17 protein-coding genes are annotated in these 21,633 nt (G+C 66.5%); 9 read left to right on the top strand and 8 right to left on the bottom strand.

Going from position 1 to position 21,633, the window contains the following annotated elements:
- Position 1: 1 nt before the first annotated feature.
- The 3 genes from HXX15_RS14765 to HXX15_RS14755 form a co-directional block, all read right to left on the bottom strand.
- Positions 2 to 1,513, bottom strand: a complete 1,512-nt coding sequence (locus HXX15_RS14765) for a glycosyltransferase family 39 protein (protein ID WP_296516809.1) — start codon at positions 1,511 to 1,513, stop codon at positions 2 to 4.
- Positions 1,514 to 1,589: 76 nt separating this feature from the next.
- Positions 1,590 to 2,324 carry a ribonuclease HII gene (locus HXX15_RS14760; RefSeq protein ID WP_296516808.1) on the bottom strand — a complete coding sequence of 245 codons (735 nt, stop codon included), beginning with the start codon at positions 2,322 to 2,324 and terminating at the stop codon, positions 1,590 to 1,592.
- Between the two features lie 79 nt (positions 2,325 to 2,403).
- Positions 2,404 to 3,564: a PA0069 family radical SAM protein gene (locus HXX15_RS14755; protein ID WP_296516807.1), complete on the bottom strand. Its 1,161-nt coding sequence runs from the start codon at positions 3,562 to 3,564 to the stop codon at positions 2,404 to 2,406.
- A gap of 164 nt (positions 3,565 to 3,728) precedes the next feature.
- Between HXX15_RS14755 and HXX15_RS14750 the strand changes: the two genes are divergently transcribed.
- The 4 genes from HXX15_RS14750 to HXX15_RS14735 all read left to right on the top strand — a co-directional run bounded on the left by HXX15_RS14750 (position 3,729) and on the right by HXX15_RS14735 (position 9,016).
- On the top strand, positions 3,729 to 5,657 hold the full coding sequence (locus HXX15_RS14750; RefSeq protein WP_296516806.1) for a hypothetical protein: 1,929 nt from the start codon (positions 3,729 to 3,731) through the stop codon (positions 5,655 to 5,657).
- Positions 5,658 to 5,672: 15 nt separating this feature from the next.
- Entirely contained in the window at positions 5,673 to 7,298 is a 1,626-nt protein-coding gene (locus tag HXX15_RS14745; RefSeq protein WP_296516805.1) for a PEP/pyruvate-binding domain-containing protein, read from the top strand.
- 130 nt (positions 7,299 to 7,428) lie between these two features.
- Entirely contained in the window at positions 7,429 to 7,992 is a 564-nt protein-coding gene (locus tag HXX15_RS14740; RefSeq protein ID WP_296516804.1) for a glycosyl transferase, read from the top strand.
- 97 nt (positions 7,993 to 8,089) lie between these two features.
- Positions 8,090 to 9,016: a helix-turn-helix domain-containing GNAT family N-acetyltransferase gene (locus tag HXX15_RS14735; protein ID WP_296516803.1), complete on the top strand. Its 927-nt coding sequence runs from the start codon at positions 8,090 to 8,092 to the stop codon at positions 9,014 to 9,016.
- A gap of 66 nt (positions 9,017 to 9,082) precedes the next feature.
- On the opposite strand, the gene moaB is transcribed toward HXX15_RS14735, so the two are convergent.
- The gene (gene moaB / locus HXX15_RS14730) at positions 9,083 to 9,643 is read right to left on the bottom strand and encodes a molybdenum cofactor biosynthesis protein B (RefSeq protein ID WP_296516802.1); all 561 of its coding nucleotides are present in this window, start codon (positions 9,641 to 9,643) and stop codon (positions 9,083 to 9,085) included.
- A 72-nt stretch (positions 9,644 to 9,715) separates the two neighbouring features.
- On the bottom strand, positions 9,716 to 10,648 hold the full coding sequence (locus HXX15_RS14725) for a neutral zinc metallopeptidase (RefSeq protein WP_296516801.1): 933 nt from the start codon (positions 10,646 to 10,648) through the stop codon (positions 9,716 to 9,718).
- Positions 10,649 to 11,050: 402 nt separating this feature from the next.
- Between HXX15_RS14725 and HXX15_RS14720 the strand changes: the two genes are divergently transcribed.
- A complete protein-coding gene (locus HXX15_RS14720) occupies positions 11,051 to 12,184 on the top strand; it encodes a site-specific DNA-methyltransferase (RefSeq protein WP_296516800.1) in 1,134 nt (377 codons plus the stop codon).
- A 194-nt stretch (positions 12,185 to 12,378) separates the two neighbouring features.
- Positions 12,379 to 13,059 carry a glutathione S-transferase N-terminal domain-containing protein gene (locus HXX15_RS14715; RefSeq protein ID WP_296516799.1) on the top strand — a complete coding sequence of 227 codons (681 nt, stop codon included), beginning with the start codon at positions 12,379 to 12,381 and terminating at the stop codon, positions 13,057 to 13,059.
- Between the two features lie 3 nt (positions 13,060 to 13,062).
- Here HXX15_RS14715 and HXX15_RS14710 read toward each other — a convergent pair whose 3' ends face one another.
- The 3 genes from HXX15_RS14710 to mutY all read right to left on the bottom strand — a co-directional run bounded on the left by HXX15_RS14710 (position 13,063) and on the right by mutY (position 16,194).
- Positions 13,063 to 14,391, bottom strand: coding sequence for a methyl-accepting chemotaxis protein (locus tag HXX15_RS14710; protein ID WP_296516798.1), 1,329 nt, complete (start codon positions 14,389 to 14,391; stop codon positions 13,063 to 13,065).
- Positions 14,354 to 14,890, bottom strand: a complete 537-nt coding sequence (locus tag HXX15_RS14705) for a PAS domain-containing protein (protein ID WP_296516797.1) — start codon at positions 14,888 to 14,890, stop codon at positions 14,354 to 14,356. The genes HXX15_RS14710 and HXX15_RS14705 overlap by 38 nt, the downstream gene beginning before the upstream one ends.
- Positions 14,891 to 15,069: 179 nt before the next feature.
- A complete protein-coding gene (gene mutY, locus HXX15_RS14700; protein WP_296516796.1) occupies positions 15,070 to 16,194 on the bottom strand; it encodes an A/G-specific adenine glycosylase in 1,125 nt (374 codons plus the stop codon).
- A 6-nt stretch (positions 16,195 to 16,200) separates the two neighbouring features.
- Here mutY and HXX15_RS14695 point away from each other — a divergent pair, with 6 nt between their 5' ends.
- The 3 genes from HXX15_RS14695 to smc all read left to right on the top strand — a co-directional run bounded on the left by HXX15_RS14695 (position 16,201) and on the right by smc (position 21,523).
- Entirely contained in the window at positions 16,201 to 16,701 is a 501-nt protein-coding gene (locus tag HXX15_RS14695; protein WP_296516795.1) for a DciA family protein, read from the top strand.
- Positions 16,702 to 16,833: 132 nt separating this feature from the next.
- The gene (locus tag HXX15_RS14690) at positions 16,834 to 17,502 is read left to right on the top strand and encodes a DsbA family protein (protein WP_296516794.1); all 669 of its coding nucleotides are present in this window, start codon (positions 16,834 to 16,836) and stop codon (positions 17,500 to 17,502) included.
- Positions 17,503 to 18,058: 556 nt separating this feature from the next.
- On the top strand, positions 18,059 to 21,523 hold the full coding sequence (gene smc / locus HXX15_RS14685) for a chromosome segregation protein SMC (RefSeq protein ID WP_296516793.1): 3,465 nt from the start codon (positions 18,059 to 18,061) through the stop codon (positions 21,521 to 21,523).
- The last annotated feature ends 110 nt before the right edge of the window (positions 21,524 to 21,633 follow it).

The raw sequence follows: 21,633 nt of genomic DNA, 5'->3' as shown, positions 1-21,633 counted from the left end.
GCTACGGCGTTTGTTTCGGCCGCACGATGGCCCAGCCGATCCGCAGCAAGGGCTGCCGACCGGCGATCATCCGTTCGAACGCGCGCGGCAATTCCGGAACGATGTCGGGAAAGCGCTGGGCGATGTCGTCAGGCGGTTTGCCGGCGGTATCGGCCGCGCGCCACACCACGACGCCGCCGAGTTCCCCGAACTTCGCCGGCGTCACCCATGGCGTGCGCTGCGGCGTCGCATCGAGAAACAGATGCGGACGCGACGGGCCCATCCCGATCAACCCGGCCAATTGCGGATCGCCGGCCACCACCTGCAGCGGCCGGTTGGTGCGGCGCTCGAAACTGTCGCTGAAATAGCGGGCGATGTCGTTCGCCGGCAGCGAGGTCGCCAGTTCGCCCTTGCCGGTCCAGGGCTGGATCACCGTGGTGGCCATCACCGCTAGCGCGGGAGCCGCGATCGCCGCCGCCCACACCGCGCGCAGGACGCGCTGGCGGCGCAGATAGACCAGGTCGCCCGTCGTCACGACCACTGCCAGTCCCGACATCAACAGCGCGATGCCCGGTCCGCCAACGACGTGATCCAGACCGAACATGCCGGCGACGAAGCTGCCGGCCAGCGCCGGCACCAGCGCGAAGACGTAGACGAACTGCCGCGCCAGCGGGTCGACCGGCGGACGAAAGATGATCGGGGCGTTTTCCGGCTTGCGGTGGAACCAGGCCGAATTGAGCACCACCAACACCACGATTCCGATCAACCCCAGCAGCAGCCCGCCGGACAATTCGCCCCACCGCAGCACCCGGTCCGGCAGTTCCGCGGTGGCGGGCCACGGCGGCAGCGCGAAGATATCGGCGCGGAACAACCAGATCGCATAGGGCAGCACCAACACCGCCACGACCAGCAGCGCGAACAACGGATCGAACGACTTGAGCGCGCGCCGGCTGCGCTCCGTGGCCAGCGCGAATCCGATCGGCAGCAACAGCAAGACTGGGGCAGCAACCGTGGTGAGCAACAGCAGGCCGGCCTCGATCGACAGCGCGAACCAGGCGCTGCGGCGGCCCTGGCCGATGATCAGCCAGCTGTGCAGCAGCACCAGCGCCCACAACGGCCGCGCCAGAATCAGCGGCCCGAATTCGACGCCGGGAGAGCTGAACGCGGTCACCGTCATGGTCAGCAGCACCGCGATTACGGCCTGCTGCGCCCCGACCACGGCGCGCGCCAACTGGTACAGTGCGTAGAACGTCACGATGAAGCACAGCTGCGACAGCAGATAGACGCCGACGACATGATTGCCGGCGGCGCGGAATGCGATATCGGCGAGCCAGAACGCCAATGGCGGGCCGAGATCGGAGCCGACCTGATATTCCCGCCCATAGGCCAGCACGGTCACCGTGTCGGTCGGCGGGCTGGAGTAGAAAATCACCGGCACCAGCAGCCACAGCAGCGCCTGACACATCACCACGAGCCAGAACACCAGCCGCGGCCGGGCGCGGATCAGTTCGATGATCAGGGAGGTGAAACGCATGCAAACCGGGGTCAGCGGGATTGAGTCCCATCCTGATAGAGCCCACGGGCCACTCAGGCAACCGGCTTGGCCTGGTTCAAAGCGCCGCTTCTATGATGATTAGGGCTTCCGCTTCACCCCGGTTACCCGCGCGCGCCAGCGCCTCGTGGCGCTCCCGCGCCGCTGCGACCGGCGCAAAGAAACGGCGGTGGTGCACGCTAGGACCGAGCCGAGCCAGCGCCTCGAGATGCTCCGGCACGCCATAGCCCTTGTGATTCTCGAAGCCGTAGCCTGGACAATCCAGCGCCAGCTTGCACATCAGGCGGTCCCGCGACACTTTGGCGATAATCGATGCCGCCGCGATCGAAAGCACCAAGCCGTCGCCGCCGATCACGGCATCGCAATCGCAGGAGATATCGAGCCGATCGCGACCATCGACCAACACGTGCTGCGGCATCTCCGGCAGCGCCTGCACCGCGCGGGCCAGCGCCCACAACGAGGCGCGCAGGATGTTGTCGCGATCGATTCGCGCCGGCGATGCATAAGCCACCGCGACCGAGGCGGTGGCGCAGATTTGCTCGAACAGCGCTTCGCGCTTCTCGGCAGTCAGCCGCTTGGAATCGTCGAGACCTTTGGGAATCCGCTTGGGATCGAGCACCACCGCGGCGGCGACCACCGGCCCCGCCAGCGGGCCGCGCCCGGCCTCGTCGCAACCGGCCACCGGCCAGACCCCGCGCTTGAGCAGCGCACGTTCCCGCTTGAAGCTCGGCGGCGCCACCGCGATCACGCCCTTGGCCGGCTTGGGCGGCAGTTTTTCCTGGTCCCGAATCATGCCGGGATGCTGCGGGCCGGCCACGGCACGCGCAACCGGAAAATCCGCGCCATGCCCGTTATTCAGCGGCGCGCGGTCGCTAGAACAGACTCAATTGCTGGCCGCTGCGCTCCGGCCGGGAGAAATGGTCGGTGGTCAGCTTCGAGCGCCGCTTGTTCAGGCCGAGCCGGGTGCAGGCGATCTCGAACCGCCGCCCGATCATCCAGGCCATCGGCCCGGTGCCCTTCATCCGCGTGCCCCATTGCGAGTCGTAGTCACGTCCATCGCGCATCTCGCGGATGAGGGTGAAGACGTGGCGATAGCGGTCGGGGTAATTCGCCATCAGCCATTCCCGGAACAGGTCGCGGACTTCCAGCGGCAGCCGCAGCAGGATGTAGCTGGCTTCCTTGACCCCGGCATGGGCCGCGGCGTCGAGAATCCGCTCAATCTCGGCATCGTTCAGCGCCGGAATCACCGGCGCCACCATCACGGTGGTGGGAATTCCAGCCTCCGACAATTGCCGCAGCGCCTCCAGCCGCTTTGCCGGCGCCGAGGCGCGCGGCTCCATGCTGCGGGCGAGTTTGGGGTCCAGCGAGGTCACCGAGATCGCCACCTTGGCGAGATTGCGCTTCGCCATCCGCGAGAGAATATCGATGTCGCGGGTGACCAAAGCCGACTTGGTGACAATGCCGACCGGATGCGAGGCGCGCTCCAGCACTTCGAGAATCCCGCGCATGATGTTGTGGTCGCGCTCGATCGGTTGATACGGATCGGTATTGGTGCCGATCGCGATCATCTTCGGTTCGTAACCCTGCGCCGCCAGTTCCTTCTCCAGCAGCGCCGGCGCGTCCGGCTTGGCGAACAGCTTGGATTCGAAATCCAGCCCCGGCGACAGTCCCAGATAGGCGTGGGTCGGCCGCGCAAAGCAGTAGACGCAACCGTGCTCGCAGCCGCGATAGGGATTGATCGAACGGTCGAAGCCGATGTCCGGCGACTCGTTGCGGGTGATGACTTTGCGCGCGGTGTCGAGCGCGACGGTCGTCTTGAACGCCGGCAGGTCGTCGAGGCTCTGCCAGCCGTCGTCGAACGCCACCCGGGCCTCGGCCTCGAACCGGCCGCAGCCGTTGGACTGCGCGCCGCGACCGCGGCGGCGTTCGCGGTCGATCGCAACCTCGATCGCCGGAAAGGGAGTAGTCGCGCCCGCCGGTTCGGAGGGCGCCGTGACCGGCGGGCGCTTGAGGGCAACGGATGCTCTGCTCATATTGGAGACGATAGCAACCATCTGGAACAAATCAAGAACAAAATCCGCAGGCGATGGTTCATGGCGTCCGACCGCCGCGACTTGCTGGAACCTGATCCAACGCAATCAAACGGTCGCGGAGTCGGCGCATAGAGCTATCGTCGAAGCCCCGGGGGCGGACCGCCATGAAGTCGCAGATCATCGAACAGCTTGGCCAGACCGACATGCTGCTGCCGACGCTGGTGGCAGAGGGATTGGCCGCCAACGACCGCGTCAAGGTGCGGATGAGCGCCTTGCAGGCCGCGGCGCAGCGCGCGCGGCAGCCGGATCGTCCGGCGCCGGACCTGCAAGCCGAATGTCACGCCGCCGGGATTGCGCCCGCCACCGTGGCGACGCTGATCGCCGATGCCCACCTCGCCGGCGACGGCCGCATCACCGCGCCGAACCTGGCGCGATTGATCAAGGACATTGTCGACGACGTCGGCGCCATGATCCGCGCGGTGAAGGCGGGCGACGCGGGCGCCGGGGCGACCATGGAGGCAAGGCTCGCGGCGCTGGTGGCCGGCGGCGCTCTGGAGCCCGGCAACGAGATCGAACTGGCGCGGATCGCCAATCTCACCGGAATCGCAGAGAACGGCACCGACGGCCTGCATCGCCTGGTGATGGACCTGCACAAGGCGTTGAACCGCCTGGCGGCGGGGTGCGCCGAGGAGACCGTCGCCGGCGCCAAGGCCTTTGGGCTGCGCCAGGAAGATCACGGCGCGGTGGAAAGTTTCATGCGCGGGCTGGACCAGACCCGGGCGCTGAAATTCAACCACCCCGGCCTCGACACCATGGCGACGCGGTCGGGACCGCGGCTGTTGATCCAAAACGATATTGGCACCACCGACGCGCATGTGGTGGTGATCGCCGTCAAGAAGAACGCCGTCACCGTCACCTACACCGACATCCATCGCGCCCGCGCCAAATTCTTCGTCGGCGAGTTCGAGGATTTTCCGGCGAAATGGAGCGGGCTCGATCGCCACGTCGCCGAAGGGCTCGGCAACGACGGCACGCTTTATCTAGTGACTGGACAATTGCACGCCGACAGCGCCAAGGAACGCGACGCCTTCCTGGCCGCGATCGGCGCGGCGTTGGTGTTCCTGATCGACTGGAACAAAGCGCGCAAATTGCTCCGCACCTGGGTGGCGAAGAACGACGCCACCGCCATCCTCAAATGGGCGGCGCGGGACCGGATCGGGCACCGCGGCTTCCTCGAACTCGGCGGCGACCAGTTGATCGGCTCCGCGGTGCGCAACGCCGCGCCGACCCGGATCGGCTTCGGCGAACGGCTCGATCAGGCGCTCGGCCGCGACGCCGCGATCGATTTTCTGAAGACCGCGATGCGGGTGTCCTCCGAAGCGCTGACCGCAGGACGCTCGGTGCGGCTGGTACGCGACCAGATCGAAGCCGATCTGGTCCGGCATCTGGAGCGGGTGGACAGCGCGCTACTGGCAATCGTGCTGCGTCAGATCGGGCTTGCCCACGATCTCGCCGCGGCTCTGGCGCATCATATCGCCGGCCTACAAGCGGGCCGCGCGGTCGATGGCAAGCAGCTCACCGCCCGCGCCGTCCGCATCGAACAGAAGGCCGACCGCATCGCGATCGAAGCCCGCAAGGAAGTGGCGCGGCTCAACGCCCGGCCGCTGCTGGAGCGGTTGATCGACCGCGCCGAGGACGCCGTGGACGAATTGGAACAGGCCGCCTTCATCACCTCGCTGGCGCCGGCCGGGATCGATCCGGCGCTGCTGGCGGCGCTGGCCGGGTTGTGTGCAAGCGCGGTCGCCGGCACCGAGGCCGCGGCGTCTGGCCTCGCCGCCGCCGCCGAAGTCCAGGAGGGACGCCGCAGCGATTCGGATGATGCGCTGGCCTGCATCGTTAGCCTGATCGACCTCGAACACGGCGCCGATCTGCGCGAGCGCGAGGTCACCGCCCGGGTCTTCGCCGGGCAATTCGATGTCGCGACCTCGCTCTGCGTGCTCGAACTCGCCCGCGCCATCGAGCGCACCACCGACCGCCTGTCCAGCTTCGGCCATCTGCTGCGCCGCTGCATCATCGCGGATCTGTCGGTCTGACCAGGGAGCGGCTCCATGCATATCGTTCGAATCGGCGGTAACTCGACCGAACAGCCAGATGCCGACGCGATCGGCGCCAAGGCCGCCAATCTGGCGCGGATGGCGGTGCTGGGATTGCCGGTCCCGCCGGCCTTCGTGCTCCCGGTGGCGCTGTGCGCCGCCATCATCGACAACCACCGCCATGCCGAACGCCACCTCCGCGACGGGTTGAAGGAGGGGATCGCGTTCCTGGAAACCACGACCGGCCGGCAGTTCGGCGACCGGCGGCGGCCACTCTTGGTATCGGTGCGCTCGGGGGCGGCGCGCTCGATGCCGGGCATGCTGGAGACCGTGCTCGATGTCGGCTGCACCTCCGCCGCGGTGCAGGGGTTGATCCGTTCGACCGGCCGGCCCCGGCTGGCATGGGATTGCCGGCGCCGCCTGATCGAAAGCTATGCCGAAACCGTGCTCGGCCTCGACCCCTCGCCATTGGTGGCCAGGGTCGCCGACCTGGTCGCCAGCGAATGTGCCGCCAGCGACCGCGATCTCGACAGCGAGGCGCTCGAACGCCTGGCCGCCGACGAACTGGCCTTGATCGAAGGCCATGACGACGGCTGGTCCGAGGACGCCATGGTGCAGCTCGACAGCGCCGCGCGGGCGGTGTTCCGCTCCTGGACCAGCGAGCGCGCCCAGACCTACCGGCGCCTGCAAGATCTCGACGACCTCAAGGGCACCGCGGTCACGGTGCAGGCCATGGTGTTCGGCAATGGCGGGCTGACGTCCGGCGCCGGCGTGGCGTTTTCGCGCGATCCCTCGACCGGGCGGCCTGAGCCGATGATCGACCTGGTGCTTGATGCCCAGGGCGAGGACGTCGTCTCCGGCCGCCGCACTCCCGATACCGAACAGTCGATCGCCCGCGCGCTGCCGGCGATCGCCAACGAACTCGGCGCCATTCTGAAGCGACTGGAACAGGATTTTGGCGACGTCCAGGATGTCGAGTTCACGATCGAGGACGGCAAATTGTGGATTCTGCAAACCCGCTCGGCGAAGCGGACCCCGCGCGCAGCGCTAAGGATCGCAGTCGATCTGGTGCGCGAGGGGCTGATCGCGCCGCATGAGGCGCTGGCGCGGATCGATGGCATCGACCTCGCTACGCTGGCGGACACTTCACTGGTCGGCGCCGGCGCCCCGATCATCTGCGGGATCGGCGCCTCCGGAGGCATCGCGGTCGGCCGCGCGGCGTTCCGCACGGACGGGGCGCAGCGGCTGGCCGGTTCCGGCGATCCGGTGATCCTGATGCGACCCGATACCAGCACCGCCGATGTCGCCGGCTTTGCCGTCGCCGCCGGGATCGTGACGGCGGTTGGGGCGCGCACCGCGCATGCGGCGCTGGTGGCACGGCAACTCGGCAAGCCCTGCGTGGTCGGATGCAGCGAGATGACGGTCGATGCCGCGGCCGATCGCGCCACGCTTAAAGGCACGGCGATTGCCGAGGGCGACTGGATCTCGATCGACGGCGACCGCGGCAATATCTATCTCGGGCAGCGCGAGATCGTGGTGACCCGGCCGGAGGCGGAACTGACCGAAATCGCGCGCTGGCGCAAGGACGCCGAGGGGTCTGGCCATCGCCGATCGACCGGCAAGCAGAAAGCCCATCGATAGAATTGCCGCGCCGGGCACCGCCTATCGGCACCGCCGCGCCGGTCGCCGGAACGAGGCAAAAATTCGCTGATTTAATCGTGACAAGATGATAACGGTGCGGCGGTTCGTTGTGAAAGGCTCGCCAAGCTCAATGCTGAGCGTCATCATCCCCACCGAAGGCGTCGAACGGGACGCGGTCGCCACGCTGGCGGCTTTGGTGCCCGGAGCCGCGGCCGGCGTGGTGAGCGACGTGGTGCTGGTCGACCGTGGCGGCAGCGACGTCATCGAGCGGGTCGCCGATATCGCCGGGTGCCATTTTCTCGCCTTCGAGGGATCGCGGACCGCGGCGCTGGCGGCGGGCGCCCGGCAGGCGCGATCGCCGTGGCTGATGTTCCTGCATGCCGGCGCCGTGCTGGATTCCGGCTGGATCGAAGAAACCACCCAGTTCATCCAGCGGGTCTCGTTCAGCGGCACACCGCGTGCCGGAATCTTCCGCTATGCCCGCTCGCCCTATGCGGAATCCAACTGGCGCGACGGATTCAATCTGCTGCGCCGTGCCATCACCGGCCCGATGGCGGACCAGGGCCTGCTGATCGCGCGCGAGCATTACGACCGGCTCGGCGGTCACGACGCCCGCCGCTCAGAAGCGCGGCTGCTGCGCCAACTTGGCCGCTCGTCGCGCACCATGCTGCGCAGCCGGATCATCGTCGCCTGACTCCGTCGACCGGACACCACGCTGCGGATCAGAGCCGCGCCAGGATACTTGCTAAAGTCAAATATTTAGTTGACAATGACAAGTATCGAGGTGGGTGATGTCACAGCCAGAATCCGAGGCTTCCGTCGCCACGGTGCGGGCGTTCAACCGGTTCTACACCGCCAAGCTGGGCGTGCTGAAACAGCATTTGCTGAACAGCCCGTATTCGCTGACCGAGGCGCGCATCCTCTACGAACTGGCGCAGCGCCAGCGGCTGACCGCGAAGGTGATCGGCGCCGAACTGGGACTGGATCCCGGCTATCTCAGCCGGATCATCCAGAGCTTTCACGACGCCGGCCTGATCAGCCGCACCGCGTCGCCTGCGGATCGGCGGCAAGTTCTGCTGGCGCTGACCGCAAGGGGCCGCGCCGCCTTCGCCAAACTCGAGCGCGCCTCGCGTGACAACGTCGCAGCATTGCTGCGTACGCTGCCACCCGGCGATGGCGCACGGTTGCTGCGGGCGATGGCGACGATCGAACGGCTGCTCGGCGAGCCGCAGCAGCCACGACCGGTGACGCTGCGCCATCCCCGCCCCGGCGACATCGGCTGGGTGGTGCAAAGTCACGGCGCGCTTTACGCCGCCGAATACGGCTTCGATTCGTCATTCGAGGCGCTGGTGGCAGAGATCGCCGGCAAGTTCCTGGCCGCGTTCGACCGCTCGCGCGAACGCTGCTGGATCGCCGAGCTTGACGGCGCGCCGGTCGGCTCAGTGTTTCTGGTCAGGCACACCGATCAGATCGCCAAGCTACGGCTGCTGCTGGTCGATCCGGCCGGGCGTGGCCAGAAGCTTGGTCACAGGCTGGTCGGCGAATGCATCGGCTTTGCCCGACAATGCGGCTATCGCGGCATCACGCTGTGGACCCAGAGTATCCTGACCGCCGCGCGAAGAATCTACCAGGACGCCGGCTTCGTGCTGGTCGCGACCGAGCCGCACCGCAGCTTCGGTCAGGACCTCATCGGCGAGACCTGGGAGCTGACGCTGTGAACCAGACCGCGCGATCCGCGGCCGGTGTTACTGTCAAAACGAACCGCCGCGCACGCGGCTGCCGCATCAGGCCGAGTCCTTGGCCTTGCCGCGACGCAGATGCTCGTCCAGCCGCGGCATGATCTCGACGAAATTGCACGGCCGGGTGCGGTAATCGAGTTGCGGGGCGAGAATGCCGTCCCAGGCGTCGCGGCAGGCACCGGGCGATCCCGGCAGGCAGAAGATGTAGGTCGCGCCCGCGACACCGGCGGTGGCGCGGCTCTGGATCGTCGAGGTCCCGATCTTGGCGTAGCTCAACATTTGAAACACCATCGAAAAGCCGTCCATCCGCTTCTCGAACAACGGTTCGATCGCCTCCGGAGTGACGTCGCGGCCGGTGAAGCCGGTACCGCCGGTGGTGATGATGACATCGACGCCCGCGTCGGCGATCCAGCGTTGGACCACGCCGCGAATCCCCTCGACGTCGTCGGTGACGATCTCGCGCGCCGCCAGTCTGTGACCGGCGCCGGTGAGCCGCTCCGCCAGCGTCGCGCCGGACTTGTCGTCGTCGAGCGCGCGGGTGTCGGATACAGTGAGCACCGCGATGTTGAGCGGGATGAAATTCTTCGGCTGGTCGATGCTGGCCATGGATCTGCGCCTCAAGATATGTCGGAGCACCCCTCTCCCCGCGCGCGGGGAGAGGCGAGGATGACGACGTGGCTACAGCCGCTCCGCCCCAAAGGTATTGCAGGCCTGCACGGTGCCCTGCTGAAAGCCGGTCATGAACCAGCGCTTGCGCTGTTCGGCCGAGCCGTGGGTGAAAGAGTCCGGAACCACCCGGCCGGTGGCCTGGCGCTGCAGCGTATCGTCGCCGATCGCGCTCGCGGTCGTTAGCGCGGCGTCGATATCGCCCTCTTCGAGGAAGTTCGGGCGCTTCTTCTGCTCGCGATTGACCCAAACTCCGGACAGGCAATCCGCCTGCAACTCCACCTTCACCTGCAACGCGTTGGATTCGGCCTTGGAGCCGGATAGCTGCTGCAGCCGGGTCACCCGCGGCAAAATGCCGAGCAAGTTCTGGATGTGGTGTCCGGCCTCATGGGCGATGATGTAGGCTGCGGTGAACTTGCAGGCGCTGCCGGAACAACCGTGGAACCGGGTCTCGACCTGGCGGAAAAATCCGGTGTCGAGAAAGATCTGCTTGTCCGGCGGACAATAGAACGGTCCCATCGCCGCCTGCGCCATGCCGCAACGGCCGCCATTGGTGGCATTGCGGAACAGCACGATGCGCGGCCCGGAATAGGACTGTCCGCTGTCTTTGAAGATTTCGCTCCAGCGATCGTCGATCTCGCCGAGCACGCCGGAGATCATGCTGCCCATCTCGTCGGTCGGCGCGCCTTCCTTGGCCGGGCTCGACCTGCGATCGGTCTGATAGGTCGGCGCCTGATTGCCGCCGGTCAGAATTTCCGCGCCGCCGATCAGAATCCGCGGATCGATGCCGAACGCCCAGCCGAGCAGACCCAGCACAATGACGGTGCCGATGCCAAGTCCGCCGCCGCCCATCGGCAGGCCGAAGCCGCCGCCGCTACCGCCACTGCTATCGTCGTCGCGTCGGTCCTCGACGTTATCGCTGCGACGGAAGTCATCGTAACGCATCAGCTTTCCCTCGGTTCAGTTCATCGGCGGTGGACGCCGATCGCACAACGCGGCTCGCCGAAAAAATTTCCATGGCAATTAGCATTAACCTGCCCGGCAATTATTGCCTAGTCTGCAAGTTGACGGCGCGGTTGCCGGCGACGCTCACCGCGCCGACCAATCGATCATTCGAAATCGCATTGAAATCATTGGACCTGCGCGATCCGCGACTGGCTCGCAAATCCGGATGGCCGCGTCGCGAGCCACTTGCCCGCATCTCCGCGACCATTCGGCGCGGATTTGAATACAGATCGAAGCGCATTTCAATTAAGTCGATTTTTACTTTGCCGGGTCAATGTACGGCCAGTCGGTTGTTTAGTCCCGCGTCGCCGACAGCGTCGCCTGAGTCAGAGTATTTGAGTCATGGTTGTGTCGCGTCGCGGGGCGTCTGCAAGGGCGCCCCGCACTAAATTCGAGTCCCATCCGGACAGCCGCATCGTCGTTGGCGATTGCGTCGCCGAGATGTCGAAACTGCCATCCGGATCCGTCGATCTGGTGTTCGCGGACCCCCCCTATAATCTGCAGCTGAAGGGCGATTTGAAGCGCCCGGACGAGTCCCACGTCGACGCAGTTAACAACGACTGGGACAAATTTTCCTCCTTCGCCGCCTATGACGACTTCACCCGCGCCTGGCTGTTGGCCTGCCGCCGCATCATGAAGCCGTCGGCGACGCTGTGGGTGATCGGCTCCTATCACAACATCTTTCGCGTCGGCTCGATCATGCAGGACCTCGGCTTCTGGGTTCTCAATGACATTGTCTGGCGCAAGACCAATCCGATGCCGAATTTCCGCGGCCGCCGTTTCACCAACGCGCACGAGACCATGATCTGGGCGGCACGCGACGAGAACGCCAAGGGCTACACCTTCAACTACGAAGCGCTGAAGGCCGCCAACGAGGACGTCCAGGCGCGCTCCGACTGGCTGATTCCGCTGTGCACCGGCGACGAGCGCCTCAAGGGCAGCGACGGCAAGAAGGTGCATCCGACGCAGAAGCCCGAAGGCCTGCTGGCTCGCGTGCTGCTGTCGTCATCGAAGCCCGGCGATCTGGTGATCGATCCGTTCAACGGCACCGGCACTACCGGCGCGGTCGCCAAACGGCTCGGCCGCCGCTACATCGGCTTCGAGCGCGACCGGGTCTACGCGGATGCCGCCGAGGCCCGGATCGCCGCGATCGAGCCGCTGCCCGACGCAACCTTGGCGCCGTTCATGACAGCGCGCAGCGCGCCGCGCGTGGCGTTCTCCGAACTGATCGAACGCGGCATCATTTCGCCAGGCACCAAACTGGTCGATTCGAAGAAGCGCCATGGCGCCTTGGTGCGCGCCGACGGCGCCATCATGCTGGGTGACAAGGTCGGCTCGATCCACCGCATCGGCGCGGTGGCGCAGGGCTCGGAAGCCTGCAACGGCTGGACCTTCTGGCACATCGAGACCAAGAAAGGCCTGCGACTGATCGACGAGCTGCGCGCCGAAATCCGCAGCGAGATGGCGGCGGGCTAACGACCGCTTCGCGCTCCACCGAGCAATCGTCCTTCAAGACAACCGCATCGTGTTCGTCGTCGCGCGACGTTACGCGCGACCGCTCACAATTTCGTCGTTTGCACTTCCCGTGGAACCCAAGCACGGGAGTGGGCAGCCGCATTCCGTCCCTCCGCACGCGGTCGCCTCGCCAACAAACTGACTAGGAGTTCTCGATGCTGAAGTTCTACTTCAACGGCTCGCCGAATCCGACCAAGGTCGCGCTGTTTCTGGAAGAGGCCGGGCTCGTCTACGAGCCGGTGCCGGTCGACACGAGGGTCGGCGACCAGTTCAAGCCGGACTATCTGGCGATCAATCCGAACGCCAAGGTGCCGGCGATCGACGACGACGGCGTCATCGTGTTCGACAGCAATGCCATCCTGCTCTATCTCGCCGAGAAGACCGGCAAATTCCTGCCCGCCCCGGCCTATCGCGGCGAGCTGCTGAGCTGGCTGATGTTCGTCGCCACCGGCGTCGGTCCGTTCTCCGGCCAGGCGGTTCACTTCAAGCACTTCGCGCCGGAGAAGGTCGACTACGCGCACAACCGCTACCAGTACGAGGCGCTGCGGCATTTCGAGATTCTCAACGACCACCTCGCCGGTCGCCGCTACATGGTCGGCGACGCCTACAGCATCGTCGACATGGACGTCTGGGGCTGGGCGCGGATGGTGCCGTTCATTCTCGGCGACGACGCGTTTCCGAAACTGCCGCACGTCAAGCGGCTGGTCGACGAAATCTCGGCGCGGCCCGCCACCGCAAAGGCGATCGCGCTGAAGGATCGGTTCAAGTGGAAGACCGAAATGGACGACGAGGCGCGCGCCAACATGTTCAAGCACCTCGCCACCAAGGCGGCTTGATCGTTACGCCGCAGCGTGCGCCTGATCGACCAGGTCCTTCCTGACCTGGTCGAGATAGCCGCGGATTTCGTGGGTCAGGTGCCCCGACTGCGACGACAGATCGGTCGAGGCCGACAGGGTCGATGCCGCATAGCGTTCGGTATTCTCAGCGTCCCGTGTGATCGCATGAATATCGACGGCGATGTCGCTGACCACCGCGAACGCTTGGTCGATATTCCGCGCGATGACGGCGGTCGCGTTCGACTGGGCTTCGGCCGCCTGGTGAACCTTTCCGGTGATGGCGTCGACCTCCGCGATCACCGCGCCGATCTCCGCGATCGAACTGCCGACGCTGTCGGCCGCGGCCTGGACCTCTCCGACCTGAGTCTCGATCTCGGCGGTGAAGTCGGCGGTCTGCGTCGCCAACGCCTTGACCTCGTGCGCCACCACGGCGAATCCGCGGCCGGCTTCGCCGGCGCGGGCCGCCTCGATGGTGGCGTTGAGCGCCAGCAGGTTGGTCTGGCTGGCGATCACGTTGATCGCCTTAACGACTTCGTTGATGCGCTCGGCGACCTTACGCAACACGTCGACATTGGTAGCGGCTTCCGCCACCCGCGTCACCGCTCGTCCGACGATCTGCGCGGAGCGATCGATATCCGCACCCACGCCGCTGGCGCTGGACGACAACTCCGCCGTCGCGGAGGCCACCGAGCGCATGCTCGCCGTCGCCTGTTCGGAGGCCACCGCGACCGAGCTCAGCCGCTGCCGCGTGGTCGATGCGCCTTTCTGCAGGCTGCCTGCGGTGTCCTTCATCTCGGCGGACCCGCTGTCCAGCGCTCCGACGATGGAACTCACCGCATTTTCGAGACTCGAGGTTTGCTCCTGAAAGCTCTTGATCCGCTGTTCGATGCTTTCGGTTGCGGCGTTGATGGTGTTAGCCCCCTGCAACAGCGCGCCGTGCAGCCCGCCCGGCAGGATGCGGCGGAAATATTTGTTGCGATGAACCGCGGCCATCGCCGCCGTCGCCTCGCGCACGAAGGCGTCGCAGCCATCGATCATGTCGTTGACCGCGTTGAGCAGGTCTCCGGTCCGGCCGTTATCTGGGATCGACAGAATCCGCGCCTCGAAATCGCCGGCGGCGATCCGCACGCAGACATCGCGGGCCTGCTGGATCAGCCACGTGGTCTGCATCATGTTGTAAAGCGCGACCGCAGAGGACAGGATTGCGGTGGCTTGGATCGTCATCGCCGCGGTTCGAAAATCGAACGCCTCGAGTACCAGCGCGATCGCCGACACCACGATGACGATGGCGATGTTAAGCTGCGCTTTGGAGAGAGAACACAAGTTCGTCATAGCCGACTTTCTGCGATGCGACGAAATCAACCAGCGCCTTGTGGCCGGCGGCGAGGGCGTCTTTGCCATTGGTGTGGCTGTTCTCGATCCGCAGCACCTCGGCGTAGAGCGGGATGATCGCGGTTTCGAGAACCTTGCGGTTCGGCACTCGGCGATTGGAGTGATAGCCGACGATCGCGCCATTGGCGCCGAACGACGGCGTGACGTGGGCGAAGACCCAATAGTGATCGCCGGAATGCGCCAGATTCTTCACATAGGCGAAGATCTCCTGGCCGGTCTCGATGGTGTCCCACAACAGCTTGAACACCGCGCGCGGCATGTCGGGATGCCGGATGATACTGTGCGGCTGGCCGATCAGTTCGGCTTCGGTGTAGCCCGCGACCTTGCAGAACAGCCGGTTGGCGTAAGTCAGGCGTCCCTTCAGGTCGGTCTTGGAGACGATCATTTCGCTCGCCGGAAAGAACGATTCACGGCCGCTCGGTTTCACCTTCTCCACCACTACTCACTCCGCCAGCGTACAACACACGTCGTCTGTTATTAGAAACCCCGATTAAGTTTGACTTAAGAAGCCAGCATTGATGGCCCAGTTGCGCGCTAAAATTTGCGGCATGCAAAACGATCCGTAATTGTGCTGATTACTTGACACTGAACTGTTGGATTGTCTTTACACACAGTTCGTCAACTGCCGAGACCGTGCGCGATCACCTTGCGCATCAGATTGGGCAGCGCTTCGGCGTGCAACGTTGCGACATCGATCCAACGCATGCCGTCCGGCGCGCGGGAACGACCGGCGACGCGCGTGACGTAGACCACGAGTTCCAGCGGGAAATGCGTGAACACGTGGCTGATCACGCCCGACTTGCGATGCCAGCGCGCGCGCGCCTGTAACACGGGGGCCTGCCGCAGCGCGGCTTTGTCGTCGTGCGCGGCGAGCCAATCGGAACTCGGAACCTCTGTCATGCCGCCGAGCAGACCCTTTTCGGCGCGGGTGCGGACCAGCAGCTGGTCGCCGCGCGTCACCACGAAGGCAGCGCCGCGCCGCAGCGCGCCGGTCTTCTTTGCCGCCTTGCGCGGAAAGGTCTCGGAGTCGCCGCGCAGCCGCGCGACGCAACCATCGTTGAGCGGGCACAGCGCGCAGGCCGGTTTTCTCGGCGTGCAGATCGAGGAGCCGAGATCCATCAGCGCCTGGGCGCTGTCGCCGGCGCGCGTTGGGCCGAGCAGCGTTTCCGCGAGTTGCTGGATCTGCGGCTTGGCCTTCGGCAAAGCCTGTTCCACCGCGAACAGCCGCGACACCACGCGTTCGATATTGCCGTCGACCGGCATGGTCTGGCGGCCGAACGCGATCGCGGCGATCGCCGCCGCAGTATAGGGTCCGATCCCCGGCAACGCGCGCAGACCTTCCTCCGTGTCTGGAAACGCGCCGCCATGGTCGTTCCGCACTGCGACCGCGCAGGCGTGCAGATTGCGGGCGCGGGAGTAATAGCCGAGCCCGGCCCACATCCGCAGCACCTCATCCTGGGTGGCGGCGCCGAGCGCGGCGACATCCGGCCAGCGCGTCAGAAATTTTTCGAAATACGGGCCGACCGCCTGCACGCTGGTCTGCTGCAGCATGATCTCCGACAGCCACACGGCATATGGATCGGCGGCGACTCCCGGCGCCGGCCGCCACGGCAATTTGCGGCGGTGGCGATCGTACCAGGCGAGCAGTGCCGCCGGCCGCCGCGCCAGCATCTCGTCCCGCGCGGAGGCCGGGGATTGCTTGACCGATTGCTTTCGTCGTGTCGCCGCGCCTGCTAGACTCATAGTGTCATGGTCGCAAAGCCGCCTCCCATCTTCAAGCCCGGTGCGATGTTCGCCAAGCCGCTGTCGGTGCTGCTCGGCGACGTCTTTAACGACGCCTATGCGCGGCAGGGTTTCGCGGCGCGGGAACTGGTGACGCGCTGGGCCGAGATCGCCGGCGCCGAGGTTGCCGCGCATTCCGAGCCGCTGAAGATCCAGTGGCCGCGCCCGGTCGAGGGCCAGCAGCAGGAGCCGGCGACGCTGGTGCTGCGGGTCGAAGGCCCGATGGCGCTGGAAATCCAGCACGCCTCCGATGCGATCCTGCAACGCGTCAACCGCTTCTTCGGCTGGAGCGCGGTCGGCCGGCTGGCGCTGCGGCAGGCGCCGCTGTCGCACCGGCCGGGGAAGAAACCGCCCGCAGCGCCCGACCCCGCCGCGGTGGCCAAAGTCGCCGCCACGCTGGATTGCGTCGAGGACCAGGAACTGCGCGCCGCGCTGGCCCGGCTCGGGGCCTCGATCAAGCGCAATTGAGTTGTGTTGAAGCCGGCCGCCGCGGCCTGCCATTGCCACAATTCCGGTTTCAAGCTAGCCAAATAGTCCGTTCTGCGGCGCGACGCGCCGTTTGGTTGTTGCGGCGCCAGACGCCGATCCGGGAGCCCTTCGATGATCACGCGCCGTGCCTTTACCGCCACCCTGTCGCTGACTGGACTTGCCGCCCTCGCCGGCCTGTCGCCGCTGCGCCTGATCGACGCGGCCTTCGCCCAGAGCACCGCCGCGGCGAGCGCCGCCGAGGTCGCCAAGCCGGTGTCGCTGCCCGACATGGCGCTCGGCCCCGCCGATGCCGCGGTCACCATCACCGAATACGCCTCGATGACCTGCTCACATTGCGCGGCCTTCAACGAGCAGGTGTTTCCGCAGCTCAAGAAGGAATTCATCGACACCGGCAAGATCCGCTACATCTTCCGCGAGTTCCCGCTCGACCTGAAAGCCGCGGCCGGCTCGATGCTGTCGCGCTGCATCGCCAAGGACGACGCCGGCAAATATTTCGCCGTCAGCGACCTGTTGTTCAAGCAGCAGAGCGACTGGGTGATGAAGAACACCACCGAATCGCTGAAGCTGATCGGCAAGCAGGCCGGCCTGTCCGGCGAGGCGGTGGAAGCCTGCCTGAAGGACCAGGCGCTGCTCGACAAGATCGCCGCCGACCAGAAATACGCCAACGAGGTGTTGAAGGTGAATTCGACCCCGACTTTCTTCATCAATGGCGAAATGCTGAAGGGCGAAACCTCGTTCGAGGAATTTTCCAAGCGGATCAACCCGCTGCTGAAGAGCTGAAGCCGTTGCACTGAAGCCGCGCGTTCTTCTCCCTCCCCCTTGCGGGGAGAATGACCCGGCGAAGCGCAGCGAAGCCGGGTCGGGTGGGCGATACGCGCGTCGCGCGGCAACACCACGAGATCACGGACGGCGCTACATCATCAACTGCCGTCATCCCGCGACAGCGGGGATCCAGTATTCTAGAGCGCTCCTGAATCATCACTGCCACTCTGGAGTACTGGGTCGCCCGGTCAAGCCGGGCGATGACCGAGGAAAATGCTGAAGCCAGCTGCGCCTCACGCCTCCTGGATTGCATGCCGAGTTCGCCGCGATCGTCGCTGATTCTTAGCCGCCACAGGATTGCCCTCCTCGCCGAGAGGCGAGTCGTCCCACCCCCTAAACCTCTGGAAAAGCCCGGTTCCACGGTTGCCCTGCCGCCTTCGCCTCGCCATTGTCGGCCCTCAACAGAGCCGCAGGCGGCGGACCGAATCTGACCCGGGCACACCAGATATGGTATTGTCAGGGTTGAGAGATTCGTAGGCAGCCGACAGAATCGCGGCCAACCGAGCATCGCTTTATGAAACTCACGCGCCTTCGCCTGCATGGATTCAAGTCCTTCGTCGAGCCGACCGATTTCGTCATCGAGCCCGGCCTGACCGGCGTGGTCGGGCCGAACGGCTGCGGCAAGTCGAACCTGGTCGAGGCGCTGCGATGGGCGATGGGCGAGACGTCCCATAAATCTCTCCGCGCCGCCGACATGGACGCGGTGATCTTCGCCGGCTCCGGCAATCGGCCGTCGCGCAACCACGCCGAAGTGGTGATGACGATCGACAATACCGACCGCACCGCGCCAGCGGCGATGAACGATGCCGAGATTCTGGAAATCTCCCGCCGGATCGAGCGCGAGGCCGGCTCGGTCTATCGCATCAACGGCCGCGATGTCCGCGCCCGCGACGTGCAATTGCTGTTCGCTGATGCCGCCACCGGCGCGCGCTCGCCGGCTCTGGTGCATCAGGGCAAGATCGGCGAGATCATCCAGGCCAAGCCGGAACAGCGCAGGCGCGTGCTGGAAGACGCCGCCGGCGTCGCCGGGCTTCACGCGCGCCGGCATGAGGCCGAGCTGCGGCTGAAGGCGGCGGAGACCAACCTCACCCGCGTCGAGGACGTGATCGGCCAGCTCGCCGGGCAGATCGACGGGCTGAAGAAGCAGGCGCGGCAGGCGATCCGGTTCCGCGAAGTCGCCGCCAAGGTGCGCAAGGCCGAGGCGATGCTGTTCCATCTGCGCTGGCTCGAGGCCAACGCCGAAGTGGTGGAAGCCGCCAGGATCCACGACCTCAACGTCCGCGAACTGGCCGAGCGCACCCGCGAGCAGGCCGAATCCGCCCGCATCCAGGCCGACCGCGCTTCGGCGCTGCCGTCGTTGCGCGAGGCCGAGGCCCGCGCCGCCGCCGGATTGCAGCGGCTCACCAACGCCCGCGAGACGCTGGACCGCGAGGAGCAGCGCGCCAAGGATCGCGTCGCCGAACTCGATCGCCGGCTGCTGCAGTTTGGCGCCGACGTCGAGCGCGAGCAGCAGCATGCGGCCGACGCCGACGTCGCGCTGGCGCGGCTCGAGGTCGAGGATACCGAGCTGAAGGACGAAATCCGCCAGCGCGTCGAGCAGCGCGGCGGCGTCGATGAGCGCGTCGCCGAAGCGGAGGCAACGCTGGCGGATTCCGAGCGGCTGTTCGCCGAGCTCACCACCGCGCTGGCGCAGCTCACCGCGCGGCGCAATCAGTTCGAGGCCGGCGTGCGCAGCCACCGCGATCGGCTGGCGCGGCTGGATTCGGAAATCGCCGGCGTGCTCGGCGAAGTCGACAAATTGGCGCAGCAGACCATCGCGGCCGGCGATCTCGACGCGCTGACCGCGGCGATGGAGAACGCGCAGCAGACCCTGGCCGAATCCGAAGCCGCCGTTGCGGCGTTCGAATCCGCCCATGTCGAGGCGCGCCAGCAACTGGAATCCGCCCGCGCTCCGTTGTCGGAAGCCGACAAAAGGGTACAGCGGCTGGAGACCGAGGCCCGCACCATCTCCAAGCTGGTCAATGGCGAGAGCAAGAATCTGTGGCCGCCGATCATCGACGGCATCAGCGTTGCCAAGGGCTACGAGAAGGCGATCGGCGCCGCGCTCGGCGACGATCTCGACGCTCCGGTCGATCCCTCGGCGCCGATGCGCTGGACCGATGTCGGCGTGCAGGACGGCGATCCGGCGCTGCCGCATGGCGTCGAATCGCTCGCGACCCACGTCACCGCGCCGCCCGAACTGGCACGGCGGCTGGCGCAGATCGGCGTCGTCGCCAAAGAGCGCGGCAACGAATTGGTCGCAAAGCTGGCGACCGGGCAGCGGCTGGTGTCGCTGGAAGGCGACGTCTGGCGCTGGGACGGCTTTGTGGCCGCGGCGCATGCGCCGACCGGCGCGGCGCGCCGGCTGGCCGAACGCGCACGGCTGGTCGAGATCGAGAACGAACTGGAGCAGGCGCGGATCGACGCCGCCGCCAAGCGGCAGGCGCTGGATGCCGCCGAGTCCGAGCTGAAAGCCGCCGCCGCCGCCGAAACCTCGGCGCGCGAAGCGCTGCGCGCCACCCGCCGCGAGGTCGACGCCGCGCGCGAGCGTCATGCCGCCACCGAACGCGAGATCAACCGCCACGCCTCGCGCAAATCGGCGCTGGCCGAAGCCCATAGCCGCGTCACCGCCGACCGCGCCGAGGCGCAGGCGGCCTATGAGAGCGCGATCGCGGCGATCGAGGAACTGCCGCCGAGCGACGAGAACGAGGCGCGGCTTGCCGCCGTGCGCGGCGATATCGACGGCCGCCGCCGGCTCGCCGCGCAGGTCCGCGCCGAGGCGCAGGCGCTGGCGCGCGAGGCCGAACTCGCCGACAAGCGGCTGCAGGCGATCGTCGCCGAGCGCAGCGCCTGGCACGGCCGCAAGCAGAGCGCGGCGTCGCAGCTCGCCACCATCGAGGCTCGGGTTACCGAACTCGGCATCGAACGCGCCGAGCTCGACAACGCACCGGCGATCTTCGCCGAGAAGCGCAGCGCGATCATCACCGAGATCGAATACGCCGAGACCGATCGCCGCGCCGCCGCCGACGCGCTGGCCGCTGCCGAGCAGGCGATGGCGGAGACCGACCGCGCCGCCAAGATCTCGCTGGAAGCGCTGTCCAGCGCGCGCGAAGCCTGCGCCCGCGCCGAGGAACGGATGGAGGGCGCCCGCCGCCGGCTCGACGACATCGAGCGCGAGGTCCGCGACATGCTCGAGGTCGAGCCGCAGGGCGCAGCGGCGCTGGCCGAGATCAAGGAAGACGCCGAATTGCCGGCGCTGGCCGAGGTCGAGGAGAATCTCGACAAGCTGCGCCGCGACCGCGAGCGGCTCGGCGCCGTCAATCTGCGCGCCGAGGAAGAACTGCACGAGGTCGAGGCCCAGCATACCGGGCTCACCACCGAACGCGACGACCTGGTCGAAGCCATCAAACGGCTGCGCCAGGGCATCCAGAGCCTGAACAAGGAAGCCCGCGAGCGGCTGTTGACTTCGTTCGACATCGTCAACGGCCATTTCAAGCGGCTGTTCGTGGTGCTGTTCGGCGGCGGCGAGGCCGAATTGAAGCTGATCGAAAGCGACGATCCGCTGGAAGCCGGACTCGAGATCATCGCCAAGCCGCCCGGCAAGAAGCCGCAGACGCTGTCGCTGTTGTCCGGTGGCGAGCAGGCGCTGACCGCTTTGTCGCTGATCTTCGCGGTGTTCCTGACCAATCCGTCGCCGATCTGCGTGCTGGACGAAGTCGACGCGCCGCTCGACGATCACAACGTGGAGCGGTTCTGCGACCTGCTGCACGAGATGACCTCGACCACCGACACCCGCTTCATCATCATCACGCATAACCCGATCACGATGGCGCGGATGAACCGGTTGTACGGCGTCACCATGGCGGAGCGCGGCGTCTCGCAACTGGTCTCGGTCAATCTGCAGGACGCAGTCAACATCCTCGATCAGCACGTGGCGTGACTTCACCCTCCCCTGGAGGGGGAGGGTGAAGTGAGCGCAGCGAACCGGGGTGGGGTGATCGCCGCCGCGCATTGCGCGAATTGATTGGATCAAATGAGCATCGGCGTGGC

Origin of the sequence: Rhodopseudomonas sp. (assembly GCF_013377015.1) — a bacterium.
In the GTDB taxonomy this organism is placed as follows: Bacteria; Pseudomonadota; Alphaproteobacteria; order Rhizobiales; family Xanthobacteraceae; genus JARJEH01.
This window is presented reverse-complemented; position numbering and strand designations above follow the sequence as displayed.

Bases quoted from the DNA above. Each gene is read 5' to 3' on its own strand.
- HXX15_RS14765 (WP_296516809.1), bottom strand. From the start codon at position 1,513: ATGCGTTTCACCTCCCTGATCATCGAACTGATCCGCGCCCGGCCGCGG.
- HXX15_RS14760 (WP_296516808.1), bottom strand. From the start codon at position 2,324: ATGATTCGGGACCAGGAAAAACTGCCGCCCAAGCCGGCCAAGGGCGTG.
- HXX15_RS14755 (WP_296516807.1), bottom strand. From the start codon at position 3,564: ATGAGCAGAGCATCCGTTGCCCTCAAGCGCCCGCCGGTCACGGCGCCC.
- HXX15_RS14750 (WP_296516806.1), top strand. From the start codon at position 3,729: ATGAAGTCGCAGATCATCGAACAGCTTGGCCAGACCGACATGCTGCTG.
- HXX15_RS14745 (WP_296516805.1), top strand. From the start codon at position 5,673: ATGCATATCGTTCGAATCGGCGGTAACTCGACCGAACAGCCAGATGCC.
- HXX15_RS14740 (WP_296516804.1), top strand. From the start codon at position 7,429: ATGCTGAGCGTCATCATCCCCACCGAAGGCGTCGAACGGGACGCGGTC.
- HXX15_RS14735 (WP_296516803.1), top strand. From the start codon at position 8,090: ATGTCACAGCCAGAATCCGAGGCTTCCGTCGCCACGGTGCGGGCGTTC.
- moaB (WP_296516802.1), bottom strand. From the start codon at position 9,643: ATGGCCAGCATCGACCAGCCGAAGAATTTCATCCCGCTCAACATCGCG.
- HXX15_RS14725 (WP_296516801.1), bottom strand. From the start codon at position 10,648: ATGCGTTACGATGACTTCCGTCGCAGCGATAACGTCGAGGACCGACGC.
- HXX15_RS14720 (WP_296516800.1), top strand. From the start codon at position 11,051: ATGGTTGTGTCGCGTCGCGGGGCGTCTGCAAGGGCGCCCCGCACTAAA.
- HXX15_RS14715 (WP_296516799.1), top strand. From the start codon at position 12,379: ATGCTGAAGTTCTACTTCAACGGCTCGCCGAATCCGACCAAGGTCGCG.
- HXX15_RS14710 (WP_296516798.1), bottom strand. From the start codon at position 14,391: ATGACGAACTTGTGTTCTCTCTCCAAAGCGCAGCTTAACATCGCCATC.
- mutY (WP_296516796.1), bottom strand. From the start codon at position 16,194: ATGAGTCTAGCAGGCGCGGCGACACGACGAAAGCAATCGGTCAAGCAA.
- HXX15_RS14695 (WP_296516795.1), top strand. From the start codon at position 16,201: ATGGTCGCAAAGCCGCCTCCCATCTTCAAGCCCGGTGCGATGTTCGCC.
- HXX15_RS14690 (WP_296516794.1), top strand. From the start codon at position 16,834: ATGATCACGCGCCGTGCCTTTACCGCCACCCTGTCGCTGACTGGACTT.
- smc (WP_296516793.1), top strand. From the start codon at position 18,059: ATGAAACTCACGCGCCTTCGCCTGCATGGATTCAAGTCCTTCGTCGAG.